The 14,506-nt window shown below is 70.0% G+C and carries 14 protein-coding genes; 9 read left to right on the top strand and 5 right to left on the bottom strand.

Annotation, left to right across the window (positions count from 1 at the left end; genetic code table 11):
• Positions 1-60 precede the first annotated feature (60 nt).
• From VGO20_RS00350 to VGO20_RS00340, 3 genes are read left to right on the top strand one after another with little or no spacing between them, the layout of a single operon-like run.
• Positions 61-612, top strand: a complete 552-nt coding sequence (locus tag VGO20_RS00350) for a GNAT family N-acetyltransferase (RefSeq protein ID WP_327500282.1) — start codon at positions 61-63, stop codon at positions 610-612.
• The gene (locus VGO20_RS00345; RefSeq protein WP_327500281.1) at positions 609-2,306 is read left to right on the top strand and encodes a hypothetical protein; all 1,698 of its coding nucleotides are present in this window, start codon (positions 609-611) and stop codon (positions 2,304-2,306) included. The genes VGO20_RS00350 and VGO20_RS00345 overlap by 4 nt, the downstream gene beginning before the upstream one ends.
• Before the next feature lie 30 nt (positions 2,307-2,336).
• Positions 2,337-2,498, top strand: a complete 162-nt coding sequence (locus VGO20_RS00340; protein ID WP_327500280.1) for a hypothetical protein — start codon at positions 2,337-2,339, stop codon at positions 2,496-2,498.
• A 3-nt stretch (positions 2,499-2,501) separates the two neighbouring features.
• Here the strand turns inward: VGO20_RS00340 and VGO20_RS00335 are convergent, their stop codons facing one another.
• Entirely contained in the window at positions 2,502-3,296 is a 795-nt protein-coding gene (locus VGO20_RS00335) for an undecaprenyl-diphosphate phosphatase (protein WP_327500279.1), read from the bottom strand.
• Positions 3,297-3,434: 138 nt separating this feature from the next.
• On the opposite strand from VGO20_RS00335, the gene fdhD reads away from it, so the two are divergent.
• The 6 genes from fdhD (at position 3,435) to VGO20_RS00305 (ending at position 9,310) form a co-directional block, all read left to right on the top strand.
• Positions 3,435-4,316 carry a formate dehydrogenase accessory sulfurtransferase FdhD gene (fdhD, locus tag VGO20_RS00330; protein ID WP_327500278.1) on the top strand — a complete coding sequence of 294 codons (882 nt, stop codon included), beginning with the start codon at positions 3,435-3,437 and terminating at the stop codon, positions 4,314-4,316.
• Positions 4,303-4,962 carry a molybdenum cofactor guanylyltransferase MobA gene (gene mobA / locus VGO20_RS00325; RefSeq protein WP_327500277.1) on the top strand — a complete coding sequence of 220 codons (660 nt, stop codon included), beginning with the start codon at positions 4,303-4,305 and terminating at the stop codon, positions 4,960-4,962. Before fdhD ends, mobA begins: the two co-directional genes overlap by 14 nt.
• Before the next feature lie 92 nt (positions 4,963-5,054).
• Positions 5,055-6,125, top strand: coding sequence for a TRAP transporter substrate-binding protein DctP (dctP, locus tag VGO20_RS00320; protein WP_327500276.1), 1,071 nt, complete (start codon positions 5,055-5,057; stop codon positions 6,123-6,125).
• The gene (locus VGO20_RS00315; protein WP_327500275.1) at positions 6,115-6,651 is read left to right on the top strand and encodes a TRAP transporter small permease; all 537 of its coding nucleotides are present in this window, start codon (positions 6,115-6,117) and stop codon (positions 6,649-6,651) included. Before dctP ends, VGO20_RS00315 begins: the two co-directional genes overlap by 11 nt.
• Positions 6,648-7,925: a TRAP transporter large permease gene (locus tag VGO20_RS00310; protein ID WP_327500274.1), complete on the top strand. Its 1,278-nt coding sequence runs from the start codon at positions 6,648-6,650 to the stop codon at positions 7,923-7,925. The genes VGO20_RS00315 and VGO20_RS00310 overlap by 4 nt, the downstream gene beginning before the upstream one ends.
• Positions 7,926-7,939: 14 nt before the next feature.
• Positions 7,940-9,310, top strand: coding sequence for an aspartate aminotransferase family protein (locus VGO20_RS00305; RefSeq protein ID WP_327500273.1), 1,371 nt, complete (start codon positions 7,940-7,942; stop codon positions 9,308-9,310).
• Here VGO20_RS00305 and VGO20_RS00300 read toward each other — a convergent pair.
• The 4 genes from VGO20_RS00300 to VGO20_RS00285 form a co-directional block, all read right to left on the bottom strand.
• A complete protein-coding gene (locus VGO20_RS00300) occupies positions 9,307-10,086 on the bottom strand; it encodes an alpha/beta fold hydrolase (protein ID WP_327500272.1) in 780 nt (259 codons plus the stop codon). The genes VGO20_RS00305 and VGO20_RS00300 overlap by 4 nt on opposite strands.
• A gap of 91 nt (positions 10,087-10,177) precedes the next feature.
• Complete coding sequence (locus VGO20_RS00295) at positions 10,178-11,401, bottom strand: MFS transporter (protein WP_327500271.1); 1,224 nt, start codon at positions 11,399-11,401, stop codon at positions 10,178-10,180.
• A 61-nt stretch (positions 11,402-11,462) separates the two neighbouring features.
• On the bottom strand, positions 11,463-12,812 hold the full coding sequence (locus VGO20_RS00290; protein ID WP_327500270.1) for an ATP-grasp domain-containing protein: 1,350 nt from the start codon (positions 12,810-12,812) through the stop codon (positions 11,463-11,465).
• A 49-nt stretch (positions 12,813-12,861) separates the two neighbouring features.
• Positions 12,862-14,433 carry a carbamoyltransferase C-terminal domain-containing protein gene (locus VGO20_RS00285; RefSeq protein ID WP_327500269.1) on the bottom strand — a complete coding sequence of 524 codons (1,572 nt, stop codon included), beginning with the start codon at positions 14,431-14,433 and terminating at the stop codon, positions 12,862-12,864.
• Positions 14,434-14,506: the final 73 nt, after the last annotated feature.

Genomic DNA, 14,506 nt, shown 5'->3' with positions numbered 1-14,506 from the left:
TGGGCCGGAACGCGACCGCCGGGGCGGGGTTGAGATCCTGGGACGAGAGGAGGGACACCAATGGATTCGGGCATCACCAACACCGCTGGCACCCGGATCCTGCGCCGCGGTGGCACCCGGCTCGACTTCGCGATCCGGCCGTGCCGCGAGGCGGACCTCGAGGCGCTGGAATGGATGGGCCTGCACACGCCCCACCGCGAGATCATACGCAACGCGTTCGAACGCCACCGCCGCGGGGACGAGGTGATGCTGGTGGCGGACGCGAACGGCTTCCCGATCGGGCAGGTCTGGGTCGATCTCGCGCGCAAGCGCCACCAGGGTGCCGCGCTGCTGTGGGCGGTCCGCGTCTTCCCGCCCCTGCAGAACCTGGGCATCGGCCGCGAGCTGATGGCGGCGGCCGAGGACGTGATCCTGGCGCATGGCCTGAAGCGCTCCGAACTGGGGGTGGAGCGCGACAATCCCGCGGCGCGGCGCTTCTACGAGCGGCTGGGCTACCGCCTCGCCGGGCGCGCGGTCGACAACTACACCTATGTCACGCCCGACGGCGTGCCGACGCGGGTTCCGCTCGATCAGTGGATCCTGTCCAAGGACCTCGCCTCCCCCGCGCCATGATCGTCTACCGCGACGCGACCCGGGAGGCGTGCCCGCGCGCCGTCGTCGACGACATCGTCCGAGGCCTGCGCGACGGCGGTTCCACCGACGGCCCCGGGGGGCTGCTGGCCGAGTTCGGGGAACTGGAGGCGGCGGTCGCGGACGGGCTGTTCCCGGAACGGGACGGGCTGCACCCGCTGGCGGACGCGATGCGCGCCGCGGGCACCGCGTTGGCCCGCGAGATGCGGCTGGCGTGGCACGGCGCGTCCGCCGGCGACCGCGCGGGCGCGGGCGCGGAGGCGGCGGGCCTGCTGCTGCGGCTGCGCGCGATGGCGCTGCCGGCGCGCGTCACGCTGAAGGTCGCCGAGGGCTACGCCTATTACGCGCTCTATCCCGAGACCTATCTCGCGGCGGCGGAACGCCTCGCGCGCGACGGCGGGGTCCGGCGGGCGGTCTGCGTCGGCATCCGCTCGATCGGCACCAGCCTGTCGGCGGCCGTCGCCGCCGGCATGGAGGCCGAGGGGGCCGAGGTCGAGACGGTGACGGTCCGCCCGCACGGACACCCCTTCGACCGCGGCTTGCGGCTGACGCCGGACCTGGAGGCATGGTTCCGGGACCGCAACGACCGGTATGCCCTGGTCGTGGACGAGGGGCCGGGGCTCAGCGGCTCCTCCTTCTGCGGCACCGCGCGGGCCTTGTCGGAGCTGGGCTTCCCGGACGAGCGGATCGTCCTGTTCCCGAGCTGGCGCCCGGACCCGTCCGGCTTCGCGAGCGAGGCCGCGCGCGAGCGCTGGCCCCGGCACCCGGTGGCGCACGCGTCGTTCGAGGAGGTGTGGCTGCCGCGCGCGCCGTTCGCCGGCGCCCGCGACCTTTCCGGCGGCGCCTGGCGCGACGTCACGGGGACCCGGGCCGCGGTCCAGCCCTGGCACGAGCGGCGCAAATACCTCCAGGACGGAGTGGTGCACCGCTTCGCCGGCCTGGGCCGGCACGGGCGCGCCCGGCTGCTGCGCGCGCAGCGCCTGGCCGCGGCCGGGTTCGGGCCGGAACCGCTCGGCATCGAGCGGGGGTTCCTGGTGCTGCGCTGGGTGGAAGGCACGGCATTGCGGCGCGGCCGCGCCGAGGACGACTTGACCAGGACGGCAGCGCGCTATCTCGCCCATCTCGCCCGCGAGCACCCGGCCGGCGGGGCGCCGGACGTCGACGGCCTCGCGCATATGATCGAGACCAACGTCGCCGAAGGGCTCGGCCGGCCGTGGCTTGACCGGCTCGCGGGGATGGAGCGGCACCTGCGCGCGCTGCGCGCTGTCCCCGCCGTCGCGGTGGACGGGCGGATGCTGCCGCACGAGTGGCTGCGCACGCCCGCGGGCCGGCTGGTCAAGACCGACGCGCTCGACCATCACGACGACCATTTCCTGCCCGGCCCGCAGGACGTCGCCTGGGACGTCGCCGGGCTGGCCGTCGAGTTCGGGCTCCGGCCGGGACAGGCGCTGGCGCTGGCGGCCGAAGTCGGCGAAGCGGCGGGCGACCGCGGCCTTGCGGGCCGCCTGCCCTTCCAGACCGTGGCGTATCTCGCGTTCCGCCTCGGCTATGCGGACATGGCGGCGGGCGCGCTCGGGCGCGGCGCGGACGCCGCCGGCATGGCCCGCCAGGCGCGGCGCTACCGGCGCCTGCTGCGCCTCGCGCTGGGGGGAACCGGACTGCCGGCTCCCGGTTGAGGGGAGACCCGCGACGAAGGAGGCCCCGAGGTGAGCAGCACCGGAAAGCCGACGACCGATCCGAAGGAGATCTCGAAGGAGGACTGGGCCCGGGGGACGAGCGAAAGCCCCGACGACTTCCCCGAGCAGGAAGGCGGGCCGAAGCGCAGCCGGCCCGATCCCGACCGCCCGGGCAAGCCCGAGGAGCGCTGAGCGTCAGCGCAGCGACAGCAGGGCCAGCATCGCGCTGCCGATCGCGATCCGGTACCAGCCGAACGGCGCGAAACCGAAGCGCGAGATGAAGCCCAGCACCAGCTTGACGACCAGCAGCCCGGCGAAGAAGGCGGCGACGAAGCCGACCGCGATCAGCGTCCCGTCCTCCACGCCGAGATGGGACCAGTTCTTGTAGAGGTCGTAGGTCGCGGCGCCGAGCATGGTCGGGATCGCGAGCAGGAAGGAGAACTCCGCCGCGGCGCGGCGCTCGACGCCGAGCAGCAGCGCGCCCATGATCGTGGCGCCGGACCGCGACACGCCGGGGATCATCGCGAGGCATTGCAGGATGCCGATGCCGAGCGCGAGGCGCAGCGGGAACGCCTCGACCTCGTGATAGCGCGGCCGGATGCTCAGGCGCTCGATCACGAGGATCGCGACGCCGCCGAGGATCAGCGCCACCGACACGACCCAGGGCGAGAACAGCACGGACTTGATGAAGGAGTGGGCCAGGACCCCGACCAGTGCCGCGGGCAGGAAGGCGATCAGGATCGCCGCCGCGAAGCGCCGGGCCCCCTGGTCGAACGGCAGGCCGAGGACCATCCGCAGCAGCCGCTGGAAATACACCAGGCAGACCGCCAGGATCGCGCCGAGCTGGATCACCACCTCGAACACCCGCCCCTCGGGCCCCTGGAAGCCCAGCAGGTCGACCACCAGGATCAGGTGGCCCGTGCTGGAGACGGGTATGAACTCGGTCAGTCCCTCGATGAGGCCCAGGATGAGGGCCTGCAGGTATTCCATGGCGTCACTCGGAATGGCAGGGCCGTGGCGGTGCGCGGCAGGGGTATCACAGGCCCGATGCCCGGCAAAGCGACATCGGCGGCCAGCCGCGGGGGCAGCCGGCTTGCCCCCGGCGGGCAGGCCGCATACCCTTCTGCGATGGACGATTTCATCATCCGCCCCGATCCCGGCGACCCGCGCCTGACGCGGCGCGTCGCCGGCATCGACCACACCGGCCGCGAGGTCGAGACCGCCGTCACGGTCGAGCGCCCGCTGACCCTGTTCCTGAACGGCCAGGAGATCGTCACCATGATGACGATCGGCGACTATCCCGAGTACCTGGCCCTGGGATACCTGCTGAACCAGAACATGCTGCGGCGCGACGACCGCGTGGAAGAGGTCCTCTTCGACGAGGAGACGGAGACCGTGGTCGTGCGCACCGAGCGCGCGACCGACTACGAGGAGAAGCTGAAGAAGAAGACGCTGACCTCGGGCTGCGCGCAGGGCACGGTGTTCGGCGACGTCATGGAGAAGTTCGAGGAGATCCGGCTGCCGGCCGAGGCGCGGCTGAAGACCTCGTGGCTGTACCGCCTGACGAGAGCGATCAACACCGCGCCGAGCCTGTACCTGGAGGCCGGCGCCATCCATGGCTGCGTGCTGTGCCGGGAGGACCGGCCGCTCGTCTACATGGAGGACGTCGGCCGGCACAACGCCGTCGACAAGGTCGCCGGCTACATGTGGCGCCACGGCCTGGAGCCCCACGACAAGATCTTCTACACGACCGGCCGCCTCACCTCGGAAATGGTGATCAAGACCGTGCAGATGGGCATCCCGATCCTGGTCTCGCGCAGCGGCTTCACCGCCTGGGGCGTCGACCTGGCGCGCCAGGCGAACCTGACGCTGATCGGCCGCGCCAAGGGCAAGCGCTTCCTGGCGCTGGCCGGGCTGGAGCGCATCGACTACGACATGGACCCGGCCCAGGCCGAGGACGAGCCCCGGGACCGCGGGCGCAAGGGGAGCCGCGACGATGATGCCGCCTGACGCCGTCGTCGGCGTGCTGCTGGCCGGCGGGCTGTCGCGCCGCATGGGCGGAGGCGACAAGACGCTGCGCGACCTCGGCGGCCGGCCGATCCTGGACCGTGTCGTCGAGCGGGTGCGCCCGCAGGTCGGCGCCCTGGTGGTCAACGCCAACGGCGACCCCGACCGCTTCGCCCGCTGGGGGCTGCCGGTCGCGGCCGACGTGGTGCCGGACTTCGCGGGCCCGCTGGCAGGCGTCCTGACCGGGCTGGACTGGGCGGCGCGCAACGCGCCCGGCGCCGCCTGGGTCGCGAGCGTGGCGACCGACGCCCCGTTCCTGCCGCGCGACCTCGTCGCGCGGCTCGCCGAGGCCGTCGGACGCGAGGGCGCGGACATGGCTTGCGCCGCTTCCGGCGGGCGGCGCCATCCCGTGTTCGGCCTGTGGCCGGTGCGCCTGCGCGACGAGCTGCGCCGCGCCATGGTCGAGGAGGACATGCGCAAGGTCGACGCCTGGACCGCGCGCTACCGCCTGGCGGTCGCCGAATGGCCGGTCGAGCCGGCGGACCCTTTCTTCAACGCGAACCGGCCGGACGACCTGGCCGAGGCCGAGCGGCTGCTGCGGGAGGTGGACCGGCCCGCGCCGAAAAGACTTACTCCTAACGGAGAATAACGTCGAATACCCGGGAGTGCGGGGTTGCGGACTCGGAAATCCCCGGCCTATCGTTGAGGCATAGACAAGAAATCAACGGGGAGGACGGACCGATGACCAAAGCAATTTCCGCGGTCGCGGTGGCCGCGCTCGCAGCCGCGACATTGCTGGCAGGACCGGCCGGGGCCGCCGAATACACCATGGCAATCGCCCATATCCTGCCGGAAGATCGGGTCAACAATGAGGTCCATCCCTCGTTGCTGCATTTCGAATCCCTCGTCGAGACCGCGACGAACGGCGCGATCGACGTCCAGATCTTCGGCGGCGGCCAGCTCGGCACGGAGGTCGAGACCGGACAGCAGGCCCAGGCCGGGCAACTGCTCCAGGCGACGGTGATCTCCTCGGGCGCGATGTCGTCCTTCTACCCGAGCTACCAGATCGTCACGGCCCCCTTCCTGTTCCCGAACTACCGGGTCGCGCGCGCCTATTTCGACGGGCCGTGGCATGCGGAGTTCATGAAAGGCACGGTCGAGGCGGCGGGGCTGCGCTTCCTCGGCACCTTCGACGACGGCGGCGGTTTCGTCGCGTTCACCAACAACGTGCGGCCGATCCGCACGATGGAGGACATCCAGGGCCTGAAGATCCGGGTCGAGGAGAACCCCGCCCATGTCGCGACGATGCAGGCGCTGGGCGCGTCGGCCACGCCGCTGCCCTGGGGCGAGGTGCTGACGGCGCTGGGCACCGGGCTGGCCGACGGGCAGTTCAACGCCCCCGGCGTCAGCAAGTCCTTCAAGCTGTGGGAGGTCAACGACTACACGACGCTGAGCGGGCACGTCTACAACTCCCAGTCCTGGCTGGTCAGCGAGGCCTGGTTCCAGTCGCTGCCGGAGGAATACCAGCGGGCGATCGTGCTGGCGGCCCGCGAGGCGATCCGGATCGGCCACGGCATCGCGGCGCTGCAGGCGATCGACGGCTGGGCCGTCTCGTGCGAGGAGTTCGAGGAATGCTACGTGCTGCCGGCCGATGAGCGGCGCCGGATGGCCGAGGTCGCGCGGCCGGCATGGCGGCAGTGGATCACCCAGGACTTCGGCATCGACGCCGGGCTGGTCGACGGGCTGCTGACGGAAGTCGTGAGGATCGAGGACGAGATCGCCGCGGAGGACATGGCGCTTTATGGCGAGTGACGCCGGAAGCCGGCGGGGCGTGGCCGCGGCGGTCAGCGACGGCCTGGACCGGGCCGTCACCGTCGCGTGCGTCGCCTGCATCCTGGTCATGCTCGCCATCTCCTTCATCGGCTTCTTCTACATGGTGGTCACCGGCGCGGCGCTGAGCTGGACCTACTCGCTGGCCCGGCTGTTCATCCCGTGGATCGGCCTGCTCAGCATCACGGTCGCCTTCAAGCGGGGCGAGCACATCGCCATGACGGCGCTGCTGGCGGCGCTGCCGGCCCCGGCGGTGCGGGTGCTGCGCTGGGTCAACCTCGCGGTCGCGGGGCTGTTCGCCGTGCTGCTGGTGCATTACGGCTGGGAATACTTCCTGGGGGCGCGGCAGCTCTACATGGTGTCCGACCAGATCCAGGTGCATGCGCGCTGGGTCGCGGCGGCCGTGCCCGCCACCGGGGCGATCCTGCTGGTCCACATGCTGTGCGGCCGGCTGATGGTGGAGCCCGCCGGGCCGCCCGACCTCCAGATGCAGCGGGAGGTCCCGTGACCTCCGCCGTCGCCGCCTTCCTGGTCCTGCTGCTGATCGGCACGCCGATCGCGCTGGTGATGGTGATGTCGGGCCTCGCGGGGGCGATGGAGCTCGGCGGGACCCAGTTCCTCGCCATCCTGGCCGAACGCATGTTCTCGGGCGTGTCCGGCTACCTGCTGATGGCGATCCCCTATTTCATCTTCACGGCCGAGCTGATGAACGAGGCCGGGCTGACGGCGCGGCTGATCGCGTTCAACAACGCGCTGCTGGGCCGCGTGCGCGGCGCGCTCAGCCACGTCAACGTCACGGTCAGCCTGTTCTTCGCCGGGCTCACCGGGGCCGCGATCACCGACACGGTCGCGATCGGCAAGATCATGATCCCCGCGATGAAGAAGGAGGGCTACAGCCCCGCCTACAGCGCGGCGGTCACGGCCTGCTCCTCGATCATCGGGCCGATCATCCCGCCCAGCATCGTGATGGTGGTCTACGCCGCGATCCTGCGCGACGTCTCGGTGCTCGAGCTGTTCGTGGCGGGGATCGTGCCGGGGCTGCTGATGACCGGCGCCCTGCTGGCGACCAGCGGCGCCATGGCGTGGGCCTACGGTTTCCCGCGGCACGGCGACACCGACCTGCGGACGGCGGCCCGCGCCTTCCTGCCGACGATCCCGGCGCTGCTGGTGCCGGTGATCATCCTGGGCGGCATCCTCGGCGGCTTCACCACCATCACCGAGGCGTCCGCCTTCGCGGCGATCTACACGATCGCGATCGGGTTCCTGGTCCACCGGACGCTGACGCCGGCCAGGATCTGGCGGGCCCTGGTGACCACGGTGCAGTTCAGCGGCGTCGTGTTCTTCCTGCTGGCGGCCTCCACCGTGCTGGGCTGGTTCGTCACCCGCTCGGGCATCGCACGCGACGCGGCGTCGATCATCGCGTCGGCCAGCACGGACCCGGCCGTGCAGATCATGCTGGTCAACCTGCTGCTGATCCTGCTGGGCACGGTGCTGGACGTGCTGCCGGCCCTGGTGGTGGTGGCGCCGGTGCTGGTGCCGGCGATGATCCAGCTCGGCTTCGACCCGCTGCATTTCGCGATGGTCATGATCCTGACCCTGAACCTCGCCAACATCACCCCGCCGGTCGGCATGACCCTGATGACGGCGGCCCAGATCGCCGGCGTCCCCTACGAGCGCGCGATCGTGGCCTCCCTGCCCTTCTACCTGTGCCATCTCGCCGTGATCGTCGTCGTCTCGCTGTGGCCCGGGCTGATCCTGTGGCTGCCGGGACTGTTCCGGTGACCCGAGGAGCCGCCATGAACGACGCGTACTCCAACTCGCCCATCTGCGCGCTGTACAGGGAGCGCACGCCCGGCTCCGCCCGCCTCGCCCGGGAGGCGCGCGAGGTAATGCCCGGCGGGATCACCCATGACTCCCGCTACATGCGGCCCCATGGCGTCTTCGTCGAACGCGCGCGCGGATCGCGCAAATGGGACGTCGACGGCAACGAATACGTCGATTATTTCGGCGGCCACGGCGCCCTGCTGCTCGGCCACGGCCGGCCGGAGGTCGTGGAGGCGGCCGGTGCGGCACTCGCGCTCGGCACGCAGTTCGGCGCCAGCCACGCGCTGGAGGTCCGCTGGGCGCGCCTCGTCCGGGACCTGGTGCCGAGCGCCGAGCGCGTCCGCTTCACCGCGTCCGGCACGGAGGCGACCCATCTGGCACTGCGGCTCGCCCGGGCCTGGTCCGGCCGCAGGCTGCTGGTGCGCCTGCGCAGCCATTTCCACGGCTGGCACGACCACGTGGCGTCGGGCGGGGGCCCGGCCGGGAGCGTGCCGGCGGGCGTGCTGCCGGAGATCGCGGCGGGGACGCTGCTGCTGCCGCCCGGCGACGTCGGCGCGCTGAGGGACGCGTTCACGGCCCATGGACGGGACATCGCCGCCGTCATCGTCGAGCCGACGGGGGCGTCGTTCGGGCGCGTGCCGCTCCGCCCGGACTTCCTGCGGGCGCTGCGCGAGGAAACGTCCCGCGCGGGCGCGGCGCTGATCTTCGACGAGGTCATCACCGGCTTCCGGGTGGCACCCGGCGGGGCGCAGTCCGTATACGGGATCACGCCGGACCTGACGACGCTGGCCAAGGTCCTGGCCGGCGGGCTGCCGGGCGGCGCCGTCGCCGGGCGCGCCGACATCCTGGAGCGGCTCGACGCGGACGCGGCCGAATCGGCGGGCTTCGAGAAGATCCAGCATTACGGCACCTTCAACGCCAATCCCGTCTCGGCCGCAGCCGGCATCGCCGCGCTGGAGATCATCCGCGCCGAGCCCGCCTGCGAGCGGGCCAACGCGTTCGCCGCCGAGCTGCGCGCGCGCCTGAACGCCGAGCTGGCGGCGGCCGGCGTGCCCTGGGCGGTGTACGGCGCCTTCTCGGGCTTCCAGATCTTCCTCAACCCGAACCGCCGCGCGCTCGACCCCCGGGCGTTCGACCCCCACGCGGTCGCGCCCGACGAGCTGAAGACGAACCCGCCGGCGCTGGTCGACAAGCTGCGCATGGCGCTGCTCGCGAACGGCGTCGACATCGGCGGCTGGCCCGGCGGCCTGACCTCCGCCGCCCATGCCGACGACGACCTCGACCACACGGTGGCGGCGTTCCGCCGGGCGGTCGGCATGCTGAAGGCCGAGGCCGAAGCCTAGCGGCGTTCCGCCGGTGCCGCCCCGCCGAGGCCATCGACGAGCGTCCGGACGATCCGGCAGAACTCCGCCGGCGCCTCCAGCATCATCATGTGGCCGGTACCGCGCTGGACCGCGTGCTCCTTCGCGGACGCCCTGACCCAGTCCGGCACGTCCCATTCCGCCGCCGACGTTTCGCCGGCCAGCAACGCGACCGGCATGCCGGAGTCGATGACCGACCGCACCTGCCGCAGGAATTCCGGCACCGCCGTTTCCGTCACGACGGCGCGCGCCATGGAACGGACGGTGGCATGAGGCTGGTTGTGCAAAATGGCCGCTGCCCAGCCGATGCGCTCGGCCGTGGGCTCGATGCCGCCGTTCCGCAGCCATCGCTCGGGGTCCGACTGCATGTCCGCGTATTCGGCGGCCCAATCCTCGGCGGACATGGCGCCGATCTTCCGGCACCAGAACGCATCGTTCAGCGTGAAATTGCCTTCGACGCTGATCACGCCCCGGACCAGGGACGGTTCCAGCCGCGCGGCCAGCATGGCGACGGCGCCGCCGACGCTGTGCCCCAGGAGCCAGACCGGCTTGCCGACGCGTTCCCGGACATAGGCGATCACATGCCGGGCCTGGCGGTCCAGCGTGAGCGTCCCGGTCCCGGCGTCGGCGTGGCGCCGGCTGTAACCGAGGAGATCCGGCGTGTGGACGGCGATGTCCCCGATCCTGTCGGAAGGCAAGAAATAGTCGATCGAGCCAAGCAGGCCGTGGATCATCACCAGATGTCTTGACGCGTCCATCGAATTCCACCGTCGCTGTTCATGGGGCAGTCGTCGAGCCATGCGTCCGGAAAGGCGGCCATCCCGCGGCCGCCCGTCCGGCACGGTCCGTCTACGAGGCCCCCTTCCCGCTGGCCAGAGGCTGTCCGGTACGCGGCGCATGGAGGATCATCACGGCACCGTAGGCCAGCGTGAAGGCGAGCGCCGCCGTCGTCAAGTTGGTGTAGTGAGTTATGATGCCGCCGATAAAGGCCGTGACGATCATGCCGAGATAAACTGCCGCATACTGGAAAGTGGCGACCAGCGGCATGTGCTCGGTCGGCGTGAAATTCACGACGTCGGATTGGTATTTGAAGAAGAGAATTTCCCACACGAACATATAGACCAGGTACATGGTGTAGCTGGTCGCAACGTCCCTCGTGCTGGTCGATCCCACCATCGCGGCCAGGCTGACCACGCTGAGCGTCGCCACGGCGGCCCGACCGAAGACGAAATTCCGCTTGCCGAGCCAGACGAACAGCAGCGCACCAGCCAGAGCCGACATGGCACTGATGATCTGCAGGTAGCCGACATAGGCCTGCGAGAGGTTGAGCTGATGGGTCGGCAACGCGACGCGCGAGACGTTGAAGAAACCCTGGAAGACGCTGACGAACAGGACGAAGGCGACGAACTGGTAGCGCAGCGCGGGAAGGCTGGCGAGCAGGCGGCCGATGGCCCCGAACGCGCCGCCGGCGGCCTTGGCGCTCGCTTCCAGCGGGTTCGCCGCCGGCGTCCAGGGCAGGCGGGGCAGCAACAGCGCGGCGATCATGGCGATGGCGAACGCGGCGGTCACTATGGTCAGCGCCATCTGGGGCGTCACCTCGTCCTTGTAGAAGGACAACCCGACGCCGGCCAGGCCGCCGGCAATGAACTGCGCGGTGTGGGTCAATGGAATCGCGTATTTCACGTCGGCCGCCGAGAAATAGTTCTTGACCGCCACCGTCCGCCCCACCCGCTGGAGCGCATCGAGGAAGCCGATGAGAAGGGCGCCGATCACCGCCACGAAGACGTAGTCCTCGATCAGCACGTAGGTCGCGACCGCAACGGCGGCGCCCGCCAGGTTGGTGACCACCAGCAGCTGCCGCGGCGGGCTGAACCCGGTCAGGCGGTTGATGGCGAGGCAGAGAAGCACTGGAATGGCCAGCGGCGCCAGCAGCACCAGTTCCGAATACAGGACCTGCCCCGTCCGCTCGTAGACGAAGTAGGACAGGTAGACATAACTGAAAATACTGGCAGCGATGGACGAAAGATTGACCGTCCACAAGATCGCGCTGATCCGGGCTGGACTCGACTGCATGGTCTCGCTCGCTCTCGGGAGAAGGGGGTCGGCGGGAAGAAGGCGGACCTGGGCGCCGGCCTCAACGACCCGGGGGGAGGCACGCTTCCAGGCCGTCCAGCAGGCGGTATGCCGCCGCCTTCAGGTCGGCCGGCCGCGGGCTGACCAGGAACGCCTGCCCGGCATAGTTCAACAGGCCGCCGGATTCGTCGTAGGGCTGCATTTCGGCGCCGACCCGGATCGACTGCGCCATCTGGATGTGGACGTCGGCCAGGCCGCCGACCAGACCGGCCCAGTCGACGGTGTCCGGATGGAACAGCCTCGTCGTCGTCCAGGGAGTACCGATGCTGTCGCAGCCGATCAACGCCACCGATGCCGCCGCACACCGCGGCGGCATCTCCTCGAAGGCGGGGATGCGCACGGGGTCGCCCAGGATCACGCCCAGGAACAGGTCCACGTAATCAATACCGAAGACCTCGTCCAACTCCTTCGCGATGACGACGCCGCCCATGCGGGCGGCAGTTTCGAGGAAAGCCACCTCGCCGTCCGCCATCAGCTTGATCTCGGTGTGCGTCGCGCAGTTCTCGAACTCCAGCGCGGTCACGGCCCTGGTGATCAGCTCGACGATTTTCGCCTTCTTGCCGGCGTCGAGCACGCACGGGGCGACGTTGCCCAGTTCGGTGAAGGGAGGGATGGTGCGCAGCCGGCCGGTCATGGCCAGCGGATGGTAGACGCCGTCCTTCACCAGCCCTTCGACGCTGAGGTAATCGCCGTAGCCATCCTCGTCGTACCAGGACTCCGTGGTCGACCGGATGATCTCCTCGGCGATCAGCTGGGGAAAGCCCTCGTGCTCGGAAAACTCGTGCTTGCCCGCCAGCCGGGCGGCGTCGGTCGCCGCCAGCAGCCGCTCGACCGCGCCGTCGATCCCGCTCGCGTCGCGGACGATCTGCTGGCCGATGGAGCCCGCGCCGTAGGCCAGCTTGATGAGGACGGGAAAGCGCAACTCGCCGACACGCCCGACGTCATTCGGGGATGCGATAGGACGGAAGTCCGGCTGGGGCACGCCGGCGGCCTTCCAGCGCTCGCGCATCAGCACCTTGTTGCGGCCCAGTTCGATGTTCGGCCCCACGCCGCGCAGGCCCAGCTCGCGCGCCATCTCCGAAACCGACTTCAGCAGGAACTCCGAGAAGGTGAACACCGTGTCCGGCCTCAGCGCGACGGCGACCTCCCATACCTTCTTCAGGGCGGCGGCCGGCGGGACGTCCGTGAAATCCGAAATGCTGGCGCTGTGCCGCCGGAGGATCTCCATGTTGGAGTCCGACGGCTTGCTGACGATGCAGGTGTGCACCTCGCCGCGCCGCGCCACCTTCGGGAGGCAGTAGTCGAGCGGAGGGCCGGCCGGCGCATACACGTAGAGTATTTTCCTGGGCATGTCGTCACCTCGGGTCCGGGCGATGGTCTCGTGCCGCTTCGCCGGAGCGTCAGCGGTTGGGGAAGACGCAGAAAGTCTCGTCGTAGACGAAGCCCTCGATGCCGGTTTGCTTGCAGTATCGGTAAAGATCGCTGGTGCGATTGATGAAGCCGGTACCGTTGAAGTTCAGCGACGTGTTGCACAGGACCCCGGCGCCCGTAACACCGGCGAACTGCGTGAGGAGCGCGTGCATGGCCGCGTTCTGCCGGACGTTCACCGTCTGCGTCCGGGCGGTGCCGTCCACGTGGGTAATGGCGCGGAGGTCCGGGTTTCGCACCTTCTGGAAATACAGCATGTGCGGCGACGGGCCGGACCAGTCGAAGTGGCGGTCGACCTCCTCCTCAAGGCAGATGGGCGCCACCGGGCGGAAGCCCTCCCGCTTCTTGATGGCGTTCAGGCGGTCGCGCGTCTGCGTCGAGAAAGGTGCCGCCAGGATCGAGCGGTTGCCGAGCGCGCGGGGGCCGATCTCGCAGCGCCCCTGGGTCCAGGCGACGATCTTGCCGTCGGCCAGGAACCGGGCGACCCGCTCGAAGCTCAGCGGGAGAACGTCGACGTCGGGCATGTCCGGCGTGTCGTCGACGAACTCCCGGTCGCTGTAGACGCTCCACTCGAGCTTCGCCCTGCCGGTGAAGGCACGCATCGCGTCGATGCCGGTACCGATGGCGGAACCGGTGTCGTTGGTGCAGGGCGGCACGAACACGTCGGCGAACAGGCCGCTGTTCCGCCACATCGTGTTCCAGTCGCAGTTCAGCCCGCAGCCGCCCGAGATCAGGAGAGGATGGCCGCCCGTCAGGCTCGCCTTCGCGTACTGGTAGAACCGGTTGAAGATCTCGTCGGAATAGCGCTTGGCCAGGCGGGTGAAGTCGGGATGCTCCAGGCCGATGTTGTAGTACTTGGAGGACCGCATGTGGTCTTTGGCGAGGCTCGCGAGGATGCCGTCCCGGTTCAGGAGGAAGTCCGTGATCTCCCGCTCCTCGGGGGTCATCTCGCCGGACGCGCCATAGGCGCACAGAGCCATCAGCTTGCCGGGATCCTCGTTCCTCAGCGTGCCCATGGGCAGCGTGAACGTGGAGTCCGCCAGCGCATAGAGGAACGAATACTTGTTGCCCGGGGTGATCATCACCCGGCCGATATGCGTGATCTCCAGCTCGCCGTCGATGAGATAGAAGTCGCCGAGAGCGCCCTCCCACACCAGCGCGTAGCATGGCCGGCCCTGTTCGAAGGGAGAAAGACCATAGCTGCACCAGAGGTGCGAGCGCTCATGGCTGCTGGAGAAGTATGTCGCTTCGACGCCGAACAGGCGCGCGGGGCGCTGGAGGACGGCGTTGCCGTCATGGCCGTAGTAACCGGCGCCGATGGGCGCGTTGGCGGCCATGGACCCCTTGCCCCAGCCGCTGACGGCGAACACGTCGGGCATCGCGCCGACCTCCCCGGCCGCCATGACCAGCTGCTCGGGGTTGAACACTTCGTACCGGGGGAAGCTGTCCTTTTCGGCCTCGTACGACCATTCGAGCTTGCCGGCGGCGCCGTCGATCAGGGCGATCGACCCGTCATGGCCGGGCTTCATTGAAAAGATCTTCATCGCAATCCCTTTCCCGGGCCATGCGCTTCCCGCCGGCCGGCCTCATACCGTCGAGCCGATACCGGCGTGGCCG

This window comes from Arenibaculum sp. (genome assembly GCF_035998295.1).
Taxonomy (GTDB): Bacteria; Pseudomonadota; Alphaproteobacteria; order Azospirillales; family Azospirillaceae; genus DASYHS01.
This window is presented reverse-complemented; position numbering and strand designations above follow the sequence as displayed.